General features: G+C 40.7%; 17 protein-coding genes. 5 read left to right on the plus strand and 12 right to left on the minus strand.

Annotated features, from left to right (window positions below; genetic code table 11):
- Positions 1 to 199 precede the first annotated feature (199 nt).
- The 7 genes from VEZ01S_RS10760 to VEZ01S_RS10790 all read right to left on the minus strand — a co-directional run bounded on the left by VEZ01S_RS10760 (position 200) and on the right by VEZ01S_RS10790 (position 9,839).
- Entirely contained in the window at positions 200 to 2,491 is a 2,292-nt protein-coding gene (locus VEZ01S_RS10760; RefSeq protein WP_235868508.1) for a putative bifunctional diguanylate cyclase/phosphodiesterase, read from the minus strand.
- Positions 2,492 to 2,493: 2 nt separating this feature from the next.
- A complete protein-coding gene (locus VEZ01S_RS10765) occupies positions 2,494 to 3,426 on the minus strand; it encodes a transporter substrate-binding domain-containing protein (protein ID WP_021714074.1) in 933 nt (310 codons plus the stop codon).
- A 64-nt stretch (positions 3,427 to 3,490) separates the two neighbouring features.
- Positions 3,491 to 4,894 carry an aminotransferase class V-fold PLP-dependent enzyme gene (locus VEZ01S_RS10770; RefSeq protein ID WP_021714075.1) on the minus strand — a complete coding sequence of 468 codons (1,404 nt, stop codon included), beginning with the start codon at positions 4,892 to 4,894 and terminating at the stop codon, positions 3,491 to 3,493.
- A 761-nt stretch (positions 4,895 to 5,655) separates the two neighbouring features.
- Complete coding sequence (locus VEZ01S_RS10775) at positions 5,656 to 6,504, minus strand: alpha/beta hydrolase (RefSeq protein ID WP_021714076.1); 849 nt, start codon at positions 6,502 to 6,504, stop codon at positions 5,656 to 5,658.
- A gap of 468 nt (positions 6,505 to 6,972) precedes the next feature.
- The gene (locus tag VEZ01S_RS10780) at positions 6,973 to 7,944 is read right to left on the minus strand and encodes a TRAP transporter substrate-binding protein (protein ID WP_021714077.1); all 972 of its coding nucleotides are present in this window, start codon (positions 7,942 to 7,944) and stop codon (positions 6,973 to 6,975) included.
- Positions 7,945 to 7,970: 26 nt separating this feature from the next.
- Positions 7,971 to 9,278: a TRAP transporter large permease gene (locus VEZ01S_RS10785; protein WP_040890770.1), complete on the minus strand. Its 1,308-nt coding sequence runs from the start codon at positions 9,276 to 9,278 to the stop codon at positions 7,971 to 7,973.
- A 48-nt stretch (positions 9,279 to 9,326) separates the two neighbouring features.
- Positions 9,327 to 9,839, minus strand: coding sequence for a TRAP transporter small permease (locus VEZ01S_RS10790; protein ID WP_040890764.1), 513 nt, complete (start codon positions 9,837 to 9,839; stop codon positions 9,327 to 9,329).
- Between the two features lie 893 nt (positions 9,840 to 10,732).
- On the opposite strand from VEZ01S_RS10790, the gene VEZ01S_RS10795 reads away from it, so the two are divergent.
- Entirely contained in the window at positions 10,733 to 13,480 is a 2,748-nt protein-coding gene (locus tag VEZ01S_RS10795; RefSeq protein ID WP_021714079.1) for a polysaccharide lyase 6 family protein, read from the plus strand.
- Positions 13,481 to 13,714: 234 nt separating this feature from the next.
- Entirely contained in the window at positions 13,715 to 14,152 is a 438-nt protein-coding gene (locus VEZ01S_RS10800) for a DUF3859 domain-containing protein (protein ID WP_021714080.1), read from the plus strand.
- 189 nt (positions 14,153 to 14,341) lie between these two features.
- On the opposite strand, the gene VEZ01S_RS10805 is transcribed toward VEZ01S_RS10800, so the two are convergent.
- The 4 genes from VEZ01S_RS10805 to tal form a co-directional block, all read right to left on the minus strand.
- Complete coding sequence (locus VEZ01S_RS10805) at positions 14,342 to 15,223, minus strand: NAD(P)-dependent oxidoreductase (protein ID WP_021714081.1); 882 nt, start codon at positions 15,221 to 15,223, stop codon at positions 14,342 to 14,344.
- A 295-nt stretch (positions 15,224 to 15,518) separates the two neighbouring features.
- Complete coding sequence (locus VEZ01S_RS10810) at positions 15,519 to 16,457, minus strand: LysR family transcriptional regulator (RefSeq protein WP_040890766.1); 939 nt, start codon at positions 16,455 to 16,457, stop codon at positions 15,519 to 15,521.
- A 107-nt stretch (positions 16,458 to 16,564) separates the two neighbouring features.
- Positions 16,565 to 17,326, minus strand: a complete 762-nt coding sequence (locus tag VEZ01S_RS10815; RefSeq protein ID WP_052032220.1) for a RecX family transcriptional regulator — start codon at positions 17,324 to 17,326, stop codon at positions 16,565 to 16,567.
- Positions 17,327 to 17,546: 220 nt separating this feature from the next.
- Entirely contained in the window at positions 17,547 to 18,497 is a 951-nt protein-coding gene (gene tal / locus VEZ01S_RS10820; protein WP_021714084.1) for a transaldolase, read from the minus strand.
- A 424-nt stretch (positions 18,498 to 18,921) separates the two neighbouring features.
- Here tal and VEZ01S_RS10825 point away from each other — a divergent pair, with 424 nt between their 5' ends.
- Positions 18,922 to 19,923 (plus strand): sugar-binding transcriptional regulator, encoded by a 1,002-nt coding sequence (locus VEZ01S_RS10825; RefSeq protein WP_021714085.1) that lies wholly within the window; start codon positions 18,922 to 18,924, stop codon positions 19,921 to 19,923.
- 56 nt (positions 19,924 to 19,979) lie between these two features.
- Here VEZ01S_RS10825 and VEZ01S_RS10830 read toward each other — a convergent pair whose 3' ends face one another.
- On the minus strand, positions 19,980 to 20,294 hold the full coding sequence (locus VEZ01S_RS10830) for a hypothetical protein (protein ID WP_119005716.1): 315 nt from the start codon (positions 20,292 to 20,294) through the stop codon (positions 19,980 to 19,982).
- Between the two features lie 341 nt (positions 20,295 to 20,635).
- Between VEZ01S_RS10830 and VEZ01S_RS10835 the strand changes: the two genes are divergently transcribed.
- Together VEZ01S_RS10835 and VEZ01S_RS10840 are read left to right on the plus strand one after the other, a co-directional pair.
- Positions 20,636 to 21,793 (plus strand): D-alanyl-D-alanine carboxypeptidase family protein, encoded by a 1,158-nt coding sequence (locus VEZ01S_RS10835; protein ID WP_021714086.1) that lies wholly within the window; start codon positions 20,636 to 20,638, stop codon positions 21,791 to 21,793.
- 80 nt (positions 21,794 to 21,873) lie between these two features.
- On the plus strand, positions 21,874 to 22,485 hold the full coding sequence (locus tag VEZ01S_RS10840) for an SDR family NAD(P)-dependent oxidoreductase (protein WP_021714087.1): 612 nt from the start codon (positions 21,874 to 21,876) through the stop codon (positions 22,483 to 22,485).
- Positions 22,486 to 22,502 lie beyond the last annotated feature (17 nt).

A 22,502-nucleotide genomic window follows, 5' to 3' on the forward strand; every position in this document is an offset into this window, starting at 1 on the left:
CAAGTCTCTTTCCTACGCTATTTCTGAGCATTTACTTAGTGTGATTGGTATAAGAAAAGAAAGCGTAGGTATTTGGATAAGAAAGGAAGTCAGGGACTAAATAGTTAACAGAGTAAGCTATGATGGGCATTAGTGCGTTAAAGCGTCTAATGCCCTGTAAATAAATAAGATTTTTGATTTATCAGCATGCTAACTTGGCTTAGATAACATCCTTATTATGCTGTAGTAATAATGCTTCAAAATCTTCTGTAGACAGCGCTTTACTGTAGTAGTAGCCCTGTGCGTATTCACAATTTTGTGTTTTCAAATAGTCTTGATCCCATTGTGTTTCAACACCTTCAGCAACGACTTTCAGCCCAAGAGCTTTCGCCATTGCAATAATGGCATTAACGAGTTCTTGCGAAGAGGGATTAGCCTCCATATCCTGCAAAAATGAGCGGTCTATTTTGAGCTTGCTAAATGGGAATTTTTGTAGATAACTCAGCGCTGAGTATCCAGTGCCGAAATCATCAATAGAAAAATGTGCGCCTATCCGTTTGATCTCTTCTAAGATCTGCACAGTTTCGATGTTATTGCTAAAGAGTAAACTCTCTGTGATTTCAATATCCAGCAAACAGGGATCTAATCCTGAGTTATTGAGCACGGTTAAAATACTCTCTATGAGTGCATCTTGCTGTCTAAATTGAGCCGCTGAAAAGTTTACGGCAATGGTCAGTGGTTGAATTTCTTGCCACTTCTTGGCTTGATGACATGCAGTATCTAAGGCCATATGCCCCAACTTATGGATAAGCCCATTTCTTTCTGCAATGGGAATAAATTCATCCGGCGGTACAAACCCTAACTTATCATCTTTCCAGCGCATTAATGCTTCTGCGCCAGTAATTTGATTATTTTCTAGGTTAATAATCGGCTGATAATACACTTCTAATTTATTTTGATTAATGGCTTGGCGTAGCTGAGCATCAATATCTAAGTTTCTTTGTACATCGGTATTCATGCTTGCTTCATAGAAGCTAAAGCCATTTCGACCTTCTTTTTTTACTCGATACATTGCAATATCAGCATGAGCCATGAGCTCTTCGGTTGTTTCTCCATCTTGAGGGTAGATGGACATTCCTATGCTGGTGGAAATGAAAAATTGGCTTTCATTCAGTTGGAAAGGTTGCTCAAAAATAGCTAAAAGTTTAGACGCTAAGGTCTGAGCTTCTTTTTCTGAGTGCAAATTCGGAATAACCAGTAAAAACTCATCTCCACCAATGCGTGCGACAACATCCGTTTTGCGAACCGACTGGCGTAAGCGCTTTGCTGTTTGTATCAGTAATTTGTCACCGGCTAAGTGGCCCAAGGTATCATTTATTTGTTTAAAGTCATCAAGATCAATAAACATGACAAGGACATTAACATCATCTCGTTTTGCTTGTAGCAAAGCGTGCCTGAGCTTTTCGTCGCCTGATTTTCGATTAGAAAGCCCGGTTAAAATATCGTGACTGGCTTGATAAGCGAGTTCTTTTTCAAACATTTTACGCCGGTCTATTTCAGTTTTTAGGCGATGATTCTGTCGAGTTAATACAGTTTGTTGATTATGAGTTTCCTCAATCTTAGTGGTAAGTACTAGGTTGGTGTTGTTAATTTTTAACGAGTAATACAAGCCAAAAATAACCGGCACAGCTAAGAAAGACAGAGCGATAGTAAACCAAGTGGAGGTGATTATTTGGCTTTCTGATATTGGGGCAAACCAAGCGTTCAGACTAAAAGGGGTGTTGGCGATACTTTGGTTAAAGTATAAGGTATTTAGGTGATGGCTTGCTTTGGAATCAAAGGTGTCCCAAATTGGCAGTGACCCTTGGCTTGTAGAGAGTGAAAGCCGACTATTACTGAGCTGATATTCCTGCGTTGTGAGCAAGTTGATGATGGTGTCATTTTTGATTTCACCCACTAAAATGCCAACCACTTCCCCATTGAGGTAAACATTCTGTAGTGCTCGAATAACGATGTGGTTATCTTTGACCAGAATATCAATTTTATGATCAACGTTTTGCATCTTTTGAAATGGAATGCTGTTGATATCAAATCTCAGTTTTGGGTGTGAATCTGCGATAATATTTGAGTTGAAACCGACCAGCAACATCCGATTAAATTTAGCATTTTCATGTTGGCGATGATCGGGGCTGGTATGCTGAATTAAGTTGCGACGCAACTGCAGCAGGCTTGAGCCCAACCCATACTGCATCGACATTCCTGATGCTAGATTGGCAAAAAAGGTGTAGGTGGCTTTATGCTGTGCCACCTCGCCAATTTCTCTACTCGCGGTTTCGAAAAAATACCCAATGGACTCAGAGTAAATTTTAACGTTTAAGTTCAGCTCATTGAGTTGTGATTCTTTGAGGCGATTTTGTCCTGCATTGGTGACAATGATCATTAATAGTAGGTAGGCTCCTAAAAGAACCCCCCCCATAAGAATGGCATTGCGGCGATTAAGTCTGAGCTTCATTTTCATGTATCGTTGCTTTTATGCGCCTCAAAATAGTCACTGTAATAATAGAATACAGAAGGATAATACTTCTCAACTAAATGGTTATAAGTACCATTACGTTTAATGTCTCTTAAGTAGTCATTAAATGCAGCGCGTAATTTTGGTGAATCTTTTCTAAATCCTGCAGCCATAAACTGCTCTTCTGATATCGGCCCGATGACTTTGATTTCTCCTGGCCATTTTTCTAATGCAATAAGAGTATCAGGAACATCCAGTAGGGTGTTATCAGCGTCGTTATTTAGTATTGCTGGCACCATTTCGTTTAATTTACGCGCTTTCTCAGGAAGTATAATAGTGGCCCCTGTTTTGTATAGGTCATACAAGTTCGGGTCTAAACAAGTTTGTTCCATTGCCAACACATCATGCCCGCGAAGGAGCTCCTTAACGGTGTTGATGTCTTTGTCTAGCGAGCCACTTGGGGTAATAGGTTGTAATGTAGAGTCTACACGGGAGATTAACCAAACGGCTGAAGGAAAGTAATCATCAGAAAAATCTAATAACTGCTCTCTCCAAGGAAGAATAGTCGCGCCATTAGCTATGACGTCGCCAGTAATTGGAACGGCTTTACCATGCTGGATCACGTTGTCTTTATAGATAGCCTCTGTGCCTGTCAGAGCACCAAAGGCGCTGTTCCAGGTGCTTGGAACAAATTGATACTCAACACCTAAATAAGCTGCAAACCCTTGTATTAACTCAATATCTAAGCCTTGCGCAGTATAAGGACCATCGGTGTTGATATAATTAACGAAGTTAGCGTATGGAATACCAATATGTCGAATCACGCCCGCTTCTTTGACCTCGTCTAAGTCGTAGGCATAAGTTGGTTTAACTATAAATAACAGAGCGATACTCAGACTCTTGATAAGTCGTAATAAGGTTCTTGCTTTGAGCATTGTCTTCATCCTTGAAATAATAAATAGGGCTTACTGTAGTAAGCCCTAGGGCATAAGCCGATTACTAAGCCATTCGCTTGTACAAATGAGCCATTGCTTTTACTAAACCTGTTACATCATCTTCATCATGGAACAAGTGAGTAGAGATACGCAATGCATAAGTGGCCTCAGTATCGTCTAAATGTATCGAGAAGTTCGTTGTACGGATAGTATAACCATACTCTTCACGAAGAAGATCACGGAATTCAGTAAGACGTGAGCTGTTAGACAGATCATCAGAAAATGGGTTGAATGAAGTCAAACCACTGGACAATTCACGCTCAGGTGGACAGAAGAAAGTTCCGTTAGGTAGCTGTTTGCTCAGCTCTTCTTTACATAAAGCGCTAAGATCTAAAATACGCTCTTCAATTTTATCTCGGCCAATTTCATCCCACAGCTTACAAGTATCCGCTAATGCTTGTTTCGCAGGGTAGTTGTCGTTACCAATGTACTGCATTCTGGTTACGAAGTTCATTGTTTGGTAACCATCTTCACCGAGTGATGAGTTAACAAAGTAGAAAGGACGGCGATCGGCTGGCCAAAAACGAATTAAACGCTCAGCTTCTTGACGAACATACAAGATACCGGTTGCACCAGGACCACATTGCCACTTATGACCCGATCCTGCGTAAAAATCACAGTCCATATCATGTAGATCAACATTCATCATGCCGATGGTATGAGCAGCGTCGACTAAAGTCGGGATGCCATGGTCGCGTGCTAATGCACAGATTTCTTTTGCTGGAAGTAAAGTACCCGTTACGTAAGTAATATGAGAGAACATCACCAAGCGAACGTTGCCATTGGCGTTGTGCTCTTTAATCGCATCAGCAAACACATTGACGAAGTCTTGTTTCTTCAGTTTTTTCTTACCGGTATAAACAGGGATTTCAACAAAAACAACTTTAGCGCCTACGCGGTCAGCAGCACTGAACAGTGGTGAGCGTCCACCGATATGTTCATGATGAGTAGTAATGATGATGTCGTCTTTTTGGAAGTCGAGTCCGCTAAGAATAGAAACCATGCCATCGGTAGTATTTCGGCTTAAGACGATTTCATTTTCATCAGCGCCAAAGCCCGGAGCAATATCTGCTGCCATTTGGCTCATGTACGGCCAGCTACCAAATTTGTTTTGCATGTCCCAAGGGTAAGTGGCAACGAGTTCAGTATTTTCAGCATAAGCTTGTTGTACACTGGTTGGCATTGAGCCAGTAGTACCAATGTTCATGTACACATTGCCTTTAGCTAAAGAGAATTGCTGTTGAACTTTCTTCCAGAAGTTTTTATTTGAAGAGTTACCAGGAGAGAAAGTCGGTTGTTTTGCCGCAGCACTTGTTGAGAAAAGAGAAGTTCCTAGTCCCGCAACAGCAACACCAGCACTACCTTTTAAAAAATCCCTACGATTAAATTTTGACGTAGTTTCACTCATTATTCCATTTCCTTTAATTGAGTTAGATAAACCGTTAAATAGCCTTTAAAAAACAACATTTGAGAATTAAATATTGTTTCTTTAAGACTAAAAGAGGGGTAGTGCGTCAAAAGAAAACAGTGCGTTCGATAATACTGAATGAGCATTACCGTTATATGTTGAATGATGATGTTTTTATGAATACTTCCTGTGTATACAACTACATTAATATCAAAACATATAAATTCTGTTTCGTGCATGTTATTGCACTGGCATTATGTTTATAGAGATTTACAATTGATATGTTTACGCGTGTGGATGTCTGAAAATCGTGATCGTCGTCGAGTAATTGAAATAAAATCAATTAATATCAGTGGTTTAGGTTGTTTTTGTTCATAGGTAGTTGTTTGTCTTCGACAAATAGTTCACTCACGAGAACGAAGTAGCGCTTTCCATTCTTGAGTAGTTATGCATTAGTTAATCTTGTTTGCTTAATAAGTATTTAATCGATAGACAACAAAGGGATGATTATTGAAGGGGCAAGAGAAATAAGCACTTAGTTATATCAATATGTAGAAAGTGGCATATTCTTAGTGTGACTAGAGTAAGTGATGCTGTGATGGATATAGCCGATAAACAAGCGTATTAGAGCTTATTTATATCAATGGAGTCATGTAACGTTAACGTCTTTATTATATATCAATGCCGTGTTTTAAAAGTTCAAACTGAGCGAAGTTTGATTAGTTTTAAAACACATGACATTGATATGATATAAGTGGTAATTAATGAGAGGTCATAGGTTCTAACACGCCATTCCAGAACTGTTGCCCAGCGCCTTTAAGCTCTTCAGGACTGGCTAAAAAGTCTGAATGCGTAGGTGTTGGAACAACCACTAGGCTGGCATTAGGGGCAGCGTTAGTCACTTTTTGAGCCATCCATACAGGGAAGCGGCCATCTGTTTCACTGTGCACGATACGAATAGGCATTTGTATCGACGCAATACCTTCTACGCTATTGTAAGCATCAGGTACAACGAAGGAAAATATGGGTAATACTGAGCCACTTTCAATGGCTATGTCTCGAATTGATGAAAATGGACTGGCGAGAATAATGCCATCTGCTGTCATTTCACTGTGGTGATTAAGTGCATCAATCAGAATACCGGTACCTAATGAATACCCAAGAAGGTAAGAGGGAGCGGAGCTGACTCGCGATTTAAACTCAGTATAGGCAGCAAGCGCATCTTCACGTAATGCTTCGACTGACGGTGTTCCTTGACTTGCACCAAAGCCACTGTAATCAAAAACGAAAACAGATAATCCTTGAGCATTTAAACGTTGGATAGCGGAGATCCAATTAGATATAGATTCGTTTTGTCCATGAAACACCAAGACCGATCCTGTTTCATTCTCGGCAGGAACGTACCAAGCTTTTAGTACACGCTCGCCGACAGTGAGATCAATATTCTCATACTTAAGCCCAATATCTGCGGGAGTTTCACTTCCTAAAGGTGAGGTGACGAAGGTCGTTTGTTGGAATTGTTTTTTGCCAATATTTATCGACACAACCACAGTAATCACAATGGTTGTGATCAGCGACACAATAAGAAATTGGATAAGTTTTCTCGACATATTCACTCTCGTGTTATTTCGTTCATTAGCGATTGCTAGGGTGATATTGTAATGGTTCTAGTATCCACTCTAGCAAGCTTCTCATATTAGGCAATGAGTAATTTCTTTAATTCCATATAAGTGGGCTGCTCCCTTTACCTATCATTTAACCCCATATGTTCGATTCAATTGTTCGATAAATAATATACGACTAGACGTTGAGGCTAGTGTGAGTAGGTAATAAGGATATTGGATGGAAAATGAAGCGAGGTTAGAGGGGGGATTACCAGAGAAGGGCTGTTAGCTTCAGCGTTCGCAACGTTATGCTAGCAAAATACTTTGGAGTACAAATGCTCGATAACAAGTTTAGAATTCATGATTGTAGATGAACTACCTATCTAAAAATTCGGTTTTGTTATCGAGCATATTTTCAGTACGATTTCTGATCACTTATTCGATGTGATAGAAAGGTGCTGTTTTATGACAAGGTTAGTAGCTTTGTAGTGCGTCAAGAGTCTCAACTAAAGATGGATTCTCTTTTCTGAACTTGTCGTAAACACTGGATACTTTCTTCTGGAATGCAGAAACATCAACTTCTACGATTTCGCCGCCATTTTTAATGATCTCAGATTTTGCGTGCTCAGTGTATTCATCCCAATATTTGTCTTGAACATCCAAGCTTTCTTTTGCGATTTGACGAATAGTCGCTTGATCTTCTTTTGATAGACCATTCCAAATTTCAGTAGAAACAACCAGTAGATCAGGAATCATAGTGTGTTGGTCTAATGTGTAATATTTTGCAACTTCATATTGGCGAGTAGAGAAGTAAGTTGGAATATTGTTTTCAGCTCCATCTACTACACCTTGTTGTAGTGCTGAGTAAACTTCTCCTGATGAAATTGGCACAGGGCTTACGCCTAATGCTTTCATTGTATCGATATCGATTGGAGAGTTTTGTACACGAATTTTTAGACCTTTAAGATCTTCTGGCTTTGTGATTTTTGTTTTTGTATAGAAACCACGAGAGCCGCTAGATAAAAACGCTAGGCCAATAAAGCCATCTTTTTCTGAAGATTGCAGTATTTTATCGCCAACAGGACCACGAAGAATACGTTTAGAATCCGCTTCATCTTTATATAAGTAAGGTAAAGAGAGTACTTTATATTCTGGTGAGAAAGACGCAGCTAATCCACCGCCTACTTTGGCAAAAGCGAGTGTGCCATTTTGTACCATTTGTAACGTTGACTCTTCGTTACCTAAGGTCAAGTTAGGATAAACTTTAACTCGCATGTGGGTTCTTTTAGACACTTCTTTTGAAAACCACGTTAGAGATTTATGTACAGGGTGCTCCAGTGGCATAGCATGAGCCAGTTTTTGCATTCTAGCTGAAGCATTGAATGAAAGCGTTAGCATTGCTAACCCTGTACAGGCCAATAAAGTCTTTAAGTTTATTATTTTCATTTTGTATCCTTTATTTAGTTTTCTATTTAATAGCCAGCTAGTTTAGGTAGCCACATGGTCAGATTTGGAAATGCTGTAACAATAATTAACGCCAATATAATCAGTCCATAAATTGGCAGTAGTTTTGGTACAACATCGCCTATTTTTCTATTCGCAATACTACAGCCTACAAATAATGCAGTGCCGACAGGGGGAGTACAGATGCCAATAGATAAATTAAATACCATCATGATACCGAAGTGTATTGGGTCCATTCCTAAATAGACGCCGATCGGTAACAAAATCGGTGTGAAGATTAATATCGCTGGTGACATATCCATAAATGTACCAACAACAAGGAATATCAAGTTCATTGAAATTAAAATGATAATTGGATTATCAGAAATATTAAGTATGAACTCTGCAATATACTGAGGGATATCTGCATTAGACATTGCCCAAGACATTGAACTTGATGTTGCAATCATCAATAGTACGATTGATGTAATAATGACACTATCAATAACAATAGGTGTTAAGTTTTTCAGTTTTAGTTCTTTATAAATAAAACCTAGGACTAAACTATAGACAACCGCGATTGCTGAAGCTTCAGTAGCGGTAAATACGCCACCTACAATGCCACTCATAATTAGAACGACCATAAATAGACTAGGAATCGCTTCTATGATGACTTTAAACGCAGGTTTATCTAATTTAACTGTTTCTTGAGGAACGTTATATTTTTTACCAAAAAGAAATACTCCAGCCATTACTGCCAGTCCCATTAAAATTCCAGGGAAGTAACCGGCTAAAAATAAGTACTGTACGGATGTTCCGCTTACTAATGCGTAAAGAATCAATACATTTGAAGGCGGTATGAGTAGACCTGAAGGACAAGAAGCAATGTTAACTGCACTTGAGAAATCCTTAGGGTATTTTTTCTCATTCTGTAACTCACCCATCAATCCGCCAACCGCAGCAGCCGATGCTGTTGCTGAGCCAGATAACGAACCGAACATCATATTAGCAATTACATTGACGTGACATAGAGCGCCAGGTAAACGGCCACCTAGTAACATAGCAAAGTTAATCAGTCGCTTAGCTATACCACCAGAGTTCATGAGATTCCCGGCAAATATAAAGAAGGGGAGAGCTAATAGCCCAAAGTTATCCAACCCCCGTAGTAATTGTTGGGAAGCCAAGCTTGCCGATTTATCAATTGGGAAGTTTAAAAATATAGTCAGTAATGAAGAAAGACCGATACTAAATGCAATAGGCATTCCAATCATTAAAAAAATGAATAATGAACCAAACAGTACTACAACTGGCAATAAGTAATAAATAGAGTCGGGCATTATTGAAAGGTAGTGATCAGTAAACATTAGATCTAGTAATGTCATCGCTTATGCTCCCTTTCTAGAGGTGTAAATGTCATTTGAATATTTTAAAATGTCATTAATAGCAAATAAGTTTATTAGCACACCAGAAATAGGTGCTGCTAAGTATATATATCCCATAGGAAGGTTAGTACCAAATAAGCTTAATGTGGGCGAAACTTGATTATATTGAAGGGTTCTAAGCACCACACTAGAACCACCATATACTAGAACTAAGCTAGAAAATACAAGTACCATTAGGCTGATTATAATGCTTAGGGCATTCTTGCTTTTAACCTTGGTAATTAATAATTCTATCGCTAAATGTCTTCTTAGAGAGTATGTATATGCTCCCCCTAAGACACCAATCCATATTAAAAGATATCTTGATAGTTCATCAGTGAAAGTTGATGGTGAATCAGTGAAAAAACGGGTGAACACTTGCCATACTACTGTAGTCACTATTAACCACATCAAAACAACAAGAAACCCACCTAGTAATTTAGTGATTTTATCAACTGTAGTAGAGAAAAAATGCACTTTTATATTCCTTACAACAAGTAAAATCTGAAATTAATATCATATAGATATTGAAATTTAATAATTGAAAAACAGTTTTAAAATGCCTTACGAGAGAAATGTTATCCGTAACAAAATGAAGTTTAAAGTTGATTTTATAAGAAATGGGGTATTGGTCATAAAATAGACTCAGAATGTGATCTAACAAGAATTTAGCCCTGTAGCAAACAAGGCATACCAGTATTTATTGGCTTTTAGGTGTCAAAAGAGCTCTCAAATATAAAGTAATACAATAGTATCTTTTCGCTCAATTATTTATTTTCCCATGTGAAATAAAGATAAGTTTAAAGTGATTAGAGGTGATAAAAGTGAATGAGTTTGCATTGGTTAGAATGTCTATTTTCTTTTTTTATCGTTGTGATGCGATACGAGTTTTAACCAGTCATCTTTACTTACCTAATGCTTAATAATACGAATCAAGCTGAGTATGAAATAAGACTAGTATTCATTAACTGCGTGGGTGTGCTCTCTTCTTTATACACTTAAGTTAAACCCAAAATATCGACGACTAAAAATTCACAGTGATGAATATTATTTCAGTGTGGGGTTTTGTAAATAAAATTGATTTTTCGTAATCACTTTGTTTTTTCTTACTTTTTATAAAATTCTTTTATTTTTTTTTAGAATAAATAGTGAGGTTCGTCATGCTTTTGATTATTCATGAAATCAATTGGTCTTTGTTTTGTTGTTTTGTAAGTTATTGTTTTTAAAGGGGTATGTTGCTTTGTAACATGTTGTTAATGTGGGTCATATAATATTCATGTATGACAAATGCGATCTCGATCTCTTGGTGTTTCTGAAATATCTAATAACATGTATTCACAAAATATAACTACTTACCGTAGAGAGGAAACATGAACAAGAATATTTTGGCCATATTAATTGGGCTAGCATTAGTCGGTTGTAATGACTCAAATACCAGCAACGACACTCCTGATTCTGATAATCAGCCTGATACATCAATTCCAGCAACACCTATTGAACCTGCTAATCCTGTTGACCCGGTTGATCCAGTAGACCCAGTTGATCCAGCAGACCCGGTAGACCCAGTTGACCCAGCAGACCCGGTTGATCCAGTAGACCCAGTTGAATCTGATGTTCCTTCTGTTTCTGCAATGCCAGAAGGTGTTAAAACGCTACTGAGTTCTGATCCTGCTGAGTGTACTGAAACAGTTTCAGAAATTGATATGAGCGAAACGGCACTAGCGGCCGGCACTGTAATTTGTATCGAAGATGGCACTTATACCGAAGCAAACCTTAAGTTTGGTGGTATTGGTACTGAAGAAGCGCCAATCAAAGTTCGTGCTGTGACTCCTGGTCAAGTAATCATCACTGGTGAAGCTAAAGTTGTGATGGGCGGCGAGCACGTTCAACTACACGGCCTTGTTTTCGATGGTCCTGAGAGTTCAAGCAGCAAGCTACTAGAGACTCGTTTTGGCTCAACTGAGATGTGTAACCACTGTCGTATTACGGAAAACGTATTCCTTAATGTTGATGGCGACCAAAACTTAACTAGTGATAGTTCAGATAACGGTGTTTGGATTGCACTATACGGTCAACATAACTGGCTTGATCACAACATTTTCAGTGGTAAAACAACGGGTAACCCAATGGTTTCCTTGCTACGTGAAAGTGGTCTAATGGATGAAGGCAATGGTGGCCTAGCTGAATACACCACTGTTTATGCTAACTACTTTGCAAACCGTCCACCAACAAACGGTAAATTGTACGCGGGCAGCAGTGACAATGACTACGAAGCAATTCGTACTGGTCTAAGTGAAACTCACCACTACGCAGGTAACTCATTTATCGTGGGTAACTTATTTGAGCGTATTCAAGGTGAAGCGGAAGTTATTTCAAACAAAGCATCAAACAACGTAATCGCACAAAACACAGTACGTAACAGCTACGGTTCAATCACAAACCGTCACGGTAACCATAACAACATTTCTAATAACTTCGTTTTTGGTGATGGTAACCCTTACGCTGGTGGTCTAAGACTGGTTGATGATGGCCATATTGTGGCTAATAACTATGTCGAAGGTGCTCGTTATAAGTCATCGACTCACCATGGTGGTATTGTTCTGCTAGGTGGTGACGGTTCTGGCGATGGTGGCAATGGCTACCAACAACTAGAAAACGTGCATGTTGCATTTAACACAGTCGTAGACAGTGTTAACAGTATCAATATTGATGGCGGCGGTAAGTCTGATCAACCTAACCAAATCTACTTCGCGAACAACATCGTTGACCAAGCTATCGGTCCAGTATACGTAGGCACTGATCGCGGTTGGGCAAGTGACTCTGTTGTTGTAGGTAACATCGTAAATGGTGATTCATTTGCTGATACTGACAACGTTTCAGGTTCTACTGCTAGTGTTGATCTAGAGAAAGGAATTGACGGTCTATATCGTCCTTCAGAGTCTTCAAATATCGATGCGACTGAATACGATAAAGGTGAATTTGCAGCCGTTACTACGGATATGGATGGCCTTACACGTAACGAAGCGACTCTAGCGGGTGCGGATGACATTACAGATGGAACACCATTGCTTGAGCCTCTGACTTACGCAGATGTAGGTCCACAATCTTACGACTTTGAGAAGCCTGCAGCTATCATCAACGAAGTAGCCATTGAAAACTACGCATTTGCTGAAGGTACTGAAGGTTGGTCTGGCAACGCATCAACGACGAATGTTGATACATTCAGCTACGGTTCAAGCCTAGTAGTTGAAGGTAGTGACCAAAGTGCATCACAAACAGTAACACTTCTACCGAACACAACTCACGCTGTATCTGCTTTTGTTAAAGGTAAATACAACATTACTGTAGGTGAGCACAGCTTTGATGGCGATGCTTCTGATAGTGATTACCAATTGGTTATTCATGAGTTCACAACAGGCTCTGAAACTTCAGCGAACCTATCTCTAGCACTTGCTGACGAAGTGACATTAGATGCCGGCATTGTTGATGGTGACCTAGGTCAATGGCGTTCTGACGGTGGTAGCAGTGACGTTTGGGTTTCAAGAGAAGGCAGCAGCGAAGGTCTAGGTGATGTAGGTAGCTCTGGCGATTCAGCATTTACTGACGAAGGTGGTTCAAGCGGTTCAGCTCGCGTTCGCTTTAAGTCTGGTGAAGACGTATACGACTTCACTTCTGCTCCAGGTCTAAGCCAAGAAGTATCAAGTATTCCAGCAAATACAGATATGACATACAGCTTGTACTACTGTGACAACAAAGGCGATGACTCTGCATCTACTCTACACTACGGTGTTAAAGACAGTGACGGTCTGGTAATTGCTGAAGCACGTGCACATGTTAAAGACCTAGGTGACGCACCTGAAGGTAGTGTTAAAGATTGCTTTAAGCAAGTGACTGTTGACTTTAACAGTGGCACAAACACAGACGTTGAAGTCTTTGCTTACATGGAAATTGACACTGAGACTTACACTCAAGCTGAGCTAGAAGCGCTAGTAGAAAGTGATAAAGAGCTAGAAGTTCGTATTGATGAGTTTGCTCTAACGTACCAAGGTACACCAGCATCTGACTCAAAAGCTTACTTCGATGAAGTTCGTATTATCAACCGTGTTAATGCAAAGTAAGTAACTCTTTTTAGTAAAAATTAATTTACGTTAACTTAGCCCCTTCTATTGTTAGAAGGGGCTTTTTTTATTTAAGTATCGGTAAGCGCTCAGTAACAAAATTTAACGCTACTTCTAGCCCTATATAGCCCTGACAATATTTATAAACCTGCACTGTAAGCCTTTTTCCTTCGCTATTTATAACCACTCAATGACACTGCTTGGTATACTGCTCTTTTTATTCGAGACAAAACCTTGGCTAAACGCACACCTATCGTCGAAATAACCTCATACGGCACCTATTCTCATTGGGATGCCAGTTCCAAAGAACTGCCTAAAATTACTCAGTTCACCAATACAGTGACCGCCGAAGAAGGGGTGGAATTTGGTTTTATCGTTAATATTAAAAAAGCCAAAGGAAGCTTGCTGAATTACTGCATTTATCATCCAGGTATCATCAATAAGAAAGGTGTTGTATTAGCGCCATTTGATGGAGAGATTTATGTACGCAGTAACGATTGGGACTTCTATTTAGGAGACACAGTACAACTGCTACATCCGGTGGACGGTTTGGAAAGTAATTTAGGCGAATGGCGTATGGAGTTGCAAATGCAAGGTAAGACCATCGCCGAGAAAACCTTTAACGTTGTGGGTCGTGATCAAGCTCAGTTTTGGAAGCAACGGGGTTATTAGTTAGGGCTTTGAAAAGGTGTTTTAGCGATAGGCTAAAGGAAGCGATGCAGGGTTCGTCGTGGGCTAGAGGCAGTTCTGAATACTGAGTACAGTTTTGTGCTATAGAGAAGTACACATAATAAAAAAGCCCAGCGCTTCAAAGAAGCACTGGGCTAAATGATGTAAAACCGTTAAGGTTTTATCTTCAAATTACTTCTTAAGGTTAGTGAAGTAGTCGAAGATTACTGGTACGTCGTTGTTACCCATGCCTGCATCAACAGCAGCTTGTAGGCTAGTAGAAGTACCTTGAGCGATTAGAGACTCAGTACCAAGCTCTTCACAAAGTGCTAGGAAGTAACCAAGGTCTTTGTTTGCGTTAGCAACAGAGAAACCTAATTTTTCTTCGCCGTCTACAGCGTAGAATTTACAGAACTGCATGAATGGAGAGTTAGATGGACCCGCTGACATGATGTCAAACAGTTGTTGGCCATCAACACCAGCAAGTTTAGCTACTGCGAATGCTTGAGACATAGTCGCAACAGTAGTCATACCCATGAAGTTGTTAACTAGTTTAGTTACGTGACCTGAACCTAGAGTACCTAGGTGGAATACGTTTTCACCTTGCTCGTCTAGAAGAGGCTTAACTTTGTTGAAAGTATCGATGTCGCCAGCAGCCATGATGTTTAGTAGACCATCTTTAGCGTGTGCAGGAGTACGACCTAGAGGAGCATCGATCATGCCTGCGCCTTTAGTTGCTAGATCAGCACCGATTTTCTTAGTAGAAGCTGGGATAGAAGTACCGAAGTCGATAAGAGTAGCGCCTTCTTTGATACCTGCTAGTAGACCGTCTTCACCGTAAACGATTTTTTCAACAACTGCTGAAGTTGTAAGGCAAAGCTCTACAACGTCACTTGCTGCTGCTAGTTCTTTAGCTGAAGTAAACTGTGTAGCGTTACCACGAGCAAGAACAGCATCAACTGCGTCTTGGTTAAGATCCATTACGTTTACTTGGTAACCGCGTGTTTGTAGGTTTTCAACCATGTTGCCGCCCATAAGGCCAAGGCCGATGAAACCAATTACAGGTTTAGTCATGTCTAACTCCAAAATATACTATTGTATGATTATATAGACTGTGAGGATATACGCCTGACCAAATTTAATCAATCTTAGATTTGTAAGAAATACCGTCTAAGTTCAAAGTTTTAAAAAAATGGTCAAAAATGCCTAACAGCCTGATAATTTTAGCCCAATTATCGGGCTAAAAGTAGCAAACAAGATGCATTTCAACGGTATTGTAGCGTAATTGAGCTGAGTATTAAGCAGACTAATGCACGATTCTATCAGTATTATGAAATGACGAAACATATTGATGATATGGGTAACAGTATCACTCGTCGATGTTACTTTTATCTAATATACCTTGCTTGACTAAGCGCTGTAATACTTGTTGAGTCTTTTCTCTAAAATAGTCTCGCAGCAACCGCACTGTGGGGGTAATGGATTGCCGGCTTGGGCAGACCAGCCATAACTCTGTTGCCTTGGGTTGATAGCTGGGTAGTATATCAATGACGTTTCCTTTCAATAAGTCGTCGGCCATATCAAGGCAAGACTTAATGGCAAAGCCTTGTCCTGACACGCACCAACGTCTCACCAGATCGCCATCATTAGACGCGCGATTCCCGGAGAGTTTTACTTTAACGTTTTGCCCATTTTGGGTGAATTGCCAGTCATTTTGCACGATATCAGCGAGTTGATAGAAAAGTCCGTTGTGCTGTTTTAAGTCGTTTAGATCTGCTGGGATGCCATGCTGAGCGAGATAGTCTGGAGAGGCGCAGACAAGACGAGGCACAGTACAGATTTTAAAACCGTACATACTGGCATCGGTTGGGCAACCATAGCGAAGTGCCATATCCACTGAATCTCGATAAAAATCGATGTTGCTGTCACTGATATTACTGCGTAACTTTACTTCGGGATGATCTAAAAGAAGTGCGTCAATCCAAGGGGTAATCACATTACGCCCTAAGTCCGATGATAGGGCAATGCGGATTTCACCGCTTAATACTTCATGATCGGCTTGTAAATTTAATTTGGCACTCTCTAGTAGAGTTAGCGCTTGTTGGCACTGAGGCATGTAGCGTTCGCCGGCGGGAGATAACCTGAGTTGACGAGTCGTGCGAATAAACAGTTCTATTCCGAGAGATTTCTCTACTCGTTTAATGGCCGCACTGGCTGTCGCAATTTGCATGTCTAAGCTATTTGCTGCTGCGGTAATGCTGCGTAATTCAGCCACTTTTAAGATCACGTGCAGATCATTGAGAAGCATATATTCAACCAAAAATTGTCAATGTTTGCACTATTATAGAGTGATTGGTTGAATCAACAACCTCGTATGTTCGTGGGCCATACTCATTTGTTAGACCGATAAATGATTTAGTCTTTTCCTTCACTTAAGGCAAACTTAATCTCTTCACTGGAAAAGCCTTTGCGCATCAGCATGGCATAAGCTTTGCTTTTTTCTTTGAAGTCATTTAAGTCGTAGGATTTTTTTTGTAGTTGCTCTAAACATGAACCATAGAAATCAATAGTGCCGTCGTAGCAGGCTTTCTCAATAAAACTATCAAGGTCGCTAATGTCTATTTTTCGCATTTTGAGCTCTTGGCGAATCACGGTGAGCCCTTTGCCTTTACGCACATATTTAAGCACTTCTTTTTCTAAATCGGCTTTGGCTGCTTTGATTTCTAAATTGCTTTGTAGTTGATGGCTCTGTGGGTGTTGATTGATTGCCACTTGAATATGCTGATAGGAAAAGCCGCGTTTTTGTAAGGCGGAAACCAGTTTTTCTCGGCTGATGGTAAAGTCGTGATATTGGCTATTGATGCGTTCGATAGCCAGTGTTTGCTCATCAATATTACGTTGCAGCTTAACCTTATCAATGGCTTCTAAAATGACATTTTCCGGTATACCTTTCTTTTTGAGTTTCTCGATAATGTATTTAGAGGCGTATTCATTGCTAAATGATTGCTCAGCAAACTGTTCGGCAAATACCGCATCCGATTTTAGGTAACCAAAACCACGCAAACTCTCTATTGTGCTATCAATCCACTGTTGATTGTCGGTCTTGATACGCAGTTTTGCCAGCAATTCGCTTTCGGTCATGTCACGCTGAGTTAGATGCCACATAGCCGAATTCATTACGCTCTCTTGGCGCGTGGCTTTTCTTATACCGTTACCGTTTTTTTCATGATTCACAATCTTATTCCTATTGGTACTACTGGCGATATCATAGTGCATCTTGGGGTGAGTTGCAGATGGTTTAAAGTGTGCTTTTTTGCTGATGGGGGAATGAGCAAAATAAAAGGGGAACCGACTGGTTCCCCTGATGATTTGAATTTAGTTGAGCGCTAAGAGTGGATTATAGTTTAGCTTCAATCATGGTTTCTAGTTTACCTTGGTCAACCGCAAAGTTACGGATACCTTCTGCCAGTTTCTCAACAGCCATTGCATCTTGGTTGTGCTCCCAAAGGAACTCAGAATGGGTCATAGCAGCAGGACGTTCTTTAGTGCCGTTAGAGTCGATAAGTTTCTCAACCACGTCACCTTGCGCATCTTCTAGGTCTTGTAGCAGGTTAGGGCTAATCGTTAGACGATCACAGCCAGCGAGTTCAAGAATCTCACCGATATTACGGAAGCTTGCACCCATTACTACAGTTTTGTAGCCATGCTCTTTGTAGTAGTTGTAGATAGTAGAAACAGACAGTACGCCAGGATCTTCAGAAGGTTCGAAGTCACGGCCTTCTTTTGCTTTATACCAATCCATAATACGGCCAACGAAAGGCGAGATTAGGAAGACATTTGCTTCAGCACATGCGCGCGCTTGAGCAAAAGAGAACAGTAGCGTTAGGTTACAGTTGATGCCTTCTTTTTCTAGGATTTCCGCCGCGCGGATACCTTGCCAAGTTGAAGCCAGTTTGATCAAAATACGGTCATTGCTGATGCCCGCATCGTTGTACATTTTGATCAGTTGACGCGCTTTCGCCACGCTGCCTTCTGTATCGTAAGAAAGGCGAGCATCCACTTCTGTTGAAATGCGTCCAGGTACCACTTTTAGGATTTCTTTACCAATGTTAACCGCAAGCATGTCGCAAGTGTCTTGTACTTGCTGTGCTTTATCAGTGCTCTGATTTTTTGCGTATTCGATAGAAGCGTCAATCAAAGGTGCATATTCTGCAATTTGCGCCGCTTTAAGGATAAGAGAAGGGTTCGTTGTTGCGTCTTCAGGGGTGTATTTGCTGATCGCTTCAATATCACCAGTATCTGCAACAACTGTGGTTAGTTTACGAAGTTGCTCTAACTTATTGCTCATAATCGAATGTCCTTTAAATGGGCTCTATTACGCCAGTGGCAGTCTTAAAATTGAATCTTGGTTTATCCGTTGCTGAGTCTATTATCGCTATTATTGGTAGCATTTGCTCAACTCTTTGAGAAACCTAACTCTAAGAACATATGTCGTATGCTTGAGTATTTGATAAGAATTATACTCATCCGTTCTAGATACAAAGTCAACGCTTCAACGAAAGATATTGTGACTTAAGTGCATCTTTCTTACTTTGATAAAGAAAAACCGGCAAGCAGTGCGTACATTTAGGGCAAATTCACACAAAGTTGAGCGTTGTTACTCGTTTTTAAGGTGTGAACATTTGTTCTTATGGTGAGCGGATGTATCATGTTAGTTGGGTATTGAATGTCTTTCTCTCGCTTATTTATCGTTATTATTTTTAGGGGCATCTATGAATCGTCCAAATTCTGAAATTTCAAAACAAGATAGTGATTTGTTGACTGAGATTTCAGTCGCGTATTATCAAGACAGTGCGACTCAAGAAGACATCTCCAAGAAGTTTTCGATATCACGAGCGAAAGTGGGGAGAATGCTAAAGCAAGCTCGAGATGAAGGCATTGTGGAGATCACGGTAAAGTATCACCCGGTGTTTAGTGCCAAAATAGAGCAACGTCTTATGCAGCGCTTTGGTATAAAAAGAGCCTTAATCTCCCTTGATCAATCCGACGAAGAAGCGCAGCGGCAGTTAATTGCAGGTTTAGTCTCTAACTATCTTAGCCAAACGTTAAAGAGCGGAATGGTGGTGAGTGTAGGGCAAGGGCGTAATGTCTCTTCTGTGGCTCATTATGTGGGAGTGGTGAGCCCACGAGATTGTAAGTTTGTTTGTAGTATTGGCGGTATTCACCCACGAGGTGGCATGTTTAATGCCGATCATATCTGTCGCCAACTGGCCAAAAAATATGGTGGCACATCTGAGACCTTGTATGCCCCCGCTTATGCTGAAAACCGCGAGCAAAAGCTCGCCTTTATGCAAAACGCCACCATCAAACAAACCTTAGATTTAGCTCGAAAATCGGATGTCGCTTTAGTGGGCATTGGCGATATGAGTGAAAACAGCTACATGGTCGACTTAGGCTGGTTCACCGCCAATGAAGTCGCGCAAGCAAGGTTAGAGCAGGGCGTTGTGGGCGACTTTGCCGGTTACGACTTTTTTGATATCAACGGTAAAGTGGCTCACACCGTAATGAGCGATCGCGTAATCGGCCTCGGCATTGAAGAATTTAGATTGATCTCAGAGGTCATCGCTATCGCGTCTGAAAATAGTAAACCATTAGCTTTACTGGGTGCACTGCGCAGCGGCGCAATAGACGTTATTGCGACTAATGTCAGCAATGCACTTACAGTACTAAACCTAGATGAACAAATGACACGTTCTGCGCAAGCAATTAAGTAACTGTATTTTTATTTTTCTGTAGTTCATATGATTTTCCATATGAAAGGCCGCTGATGTTAACTGTGGTGCTCTTTTTCATGCTCATGATATGGCTGAACTAACCAATCATAAGTACGAGTCAAATACCATCTATTGGTGACGTGTAAGCACCAACTTTTGGACAATTTTCTGCGGTTAAATTCACTGCCGATGGCTGCCAGAGTTTGGTTCGAAGGGCGACCAAAATATAAAGTGTCACATAGCTGAAGATCAGTCATGTTTTGTGGGTAGGTGTTGACTGAAGAGGTATTGAGCGATAGTGCTTTTACTTGGTTGTGAGTACAGCCAGCTAGCAGAGAAATCGATAATACAACTAAGAATTTCTTTATCATCTAAGTGAACAATCAAGTAAGAGAAGGTAGCCCATTATAAACGTGAACGCGCGTTTTGTTGATTAAAATTTCTAGCATGTAACATTAGGGCGAAGCCAGTATGGAATACGGTTCTTTTCTAAGGGGCGTAGGTGACGCCCACTGTGTAAGGGAATGTTTCGGTGAGCTAAATAGAAGTACATAAAAGTTGCAATGACAAGGTAATATTCGATATGCATATTCGATGCTAACTGGGCTGCCAAACAGCCTGTACTAACGCATTGAACTGCAGAGAAAAACAATGATTTATAAAGATCTCTGTATGCGAATTATTTCTTAAACTCAATGTTACTTTGGACGTTATGAATAAAAGACTGAATGGATTAACCCTTACACTGCTTGCCGCTTTCTCGTTTTCAACTATTGCATCCCCAGTAGCGGTACCCAATCCTCCCTCATTACCTGCCAAAGGCTATGTGCTTTTGGATTATCACTCAGGCGAAGTGATTGCTGAAAAAGGTGCACACATTGCACTAAAACCTGCCAGTTTAACTAAATTGATGACCAGTTATACCGCTGGACAAGAGCTTAATCGAGGCAATATTTCTCAAACGGATAATGTGAGAATTAGCCGCGAAGCATGGGCGAAAAACTTCCCAGATTCATCGAAAATGTTTATTGAAGTGGGCACTAATGTTCAGTTTAGTGATTTACTGCGTGGATTGATAATTCAATCGGGTAATGATGCCTCTGTCGCGATCGCAGAACATGTGGCAGGCTCTCATAGTGCCTTTGTGGATCTGATGAATAACTGGGCAAGACGTCTAGAGCTGAACAATACCTACTTTTCTAACGCACACGGACTGGATGATCCTGACCAAGTGACCACGCCTTATGATATGGCGAAACTGGGACAGGCGTTGATTCGCGATGTGCCCACTCTTTTCCCTATGTACAGTGAAACCTCGTTTACCTATAACGGCATCACGCAACACAATCGCAATGCATTGCTTCGAGATCGCAGCATCGACGTAGACGGTATGAAAACGGGCTATACCAAGGGCGCAGGGTACAGCTTAGTGAGTACGGCTACTCAAGGTGACATGCGTTTAATTTCGGTAGTGATGGGGACTTCTAGCGCTAGCTCTCGAACGTCGGCTAGCAAAAGCTTGCTCAATTATGGCTTCCGCTTTTTCGAAACGATACAGCCACATGAGGTGGATTCAGAGGTAGCTGCAGCAAGAATATGGATGGGGCAAGAGAATCACCTAAGCGTAGGCGTTTCTGAAAATGTGTACATGTCTGTGCGCCGAGGAAACGGCAAAAACATTAATGCGGTGGTTGATTTACCAAGTAAGTTAAAAGCACCTATCTACAAAGGGGATGAGATCGGCACGGTTAGCTACCTAGACGCTAATGATAAGTTATTGAAAAAAGTGTCTTTAGTCGCATTGGAAGATGTAGAGCAGGGTGGCTTGTTCAAAAGATTGATTGACTACATCAAATTATTCTTCGTCTGATAACAAAACCGCCTAAAAGCTATCGTTTTTATATTGCCTTAATGTAAAATATAATCATTATCATTTAAGGGTGTATAAAAATGCAAAAAGTGGTTATTTGGGGAGCTGCGAGTGGATTAGGCGCGGCTATGGTTGAGCACTTTGTTGAGCTAGGCTATGACGTCACTGGAGTCGCACGTAATCCGAGCAAGAATCCGTTTCTTGCTCAGGTATCGACATTAGTTTGTGATGCGACCGATCCGCAACAAGTTGAGAATACGGTAGAGCAAATTCCTAACGATGCATGGGTTATCTCTAGTATGGGCAGCTTTCAAGCTCAGGTATCGGTGGACTACATTGGTCATCGATACTTAATTGATGCGTTGCAAAGCAAAGGCATCAAGCGCTTTGTGTTGGTAACGTCTTTAGGTTGTGGAGACACATGGCCATTTTTATCAGATAAAGCGAAAGCGGTGTTTGGTGGAGCGGTTCGAGAAAAGTCACTGGCAGAGTCTTGGCTACAAACCAGTGCTTTGGATTACACTATCTTACGTCCAGGCGGCTTGAAAAATGGCCCAAGCAATGGACTTGGTGTTTTGTCTCAAAGTGGTGAGGTTCATGGCTCAATTGCACGTGGCGAAGTGGCAGCGTTAGTGCAGCAACTATTGCAATCCGAGTCCAGCATCAAGCAAATTTATCAGTGTGTTGAGTAATACTTAAATAACAGGTC

Origin of the sequence: Vibrio ezurae NBRC 102218 (assembly GCF_000467185.1) — a bacterium.
Lineage (GTDB): Bacteria > Pseudomonadota > Gammaproteobacteria > Enterobacterales > Vibrionaceae > Vibrio > Vibrio ezurae.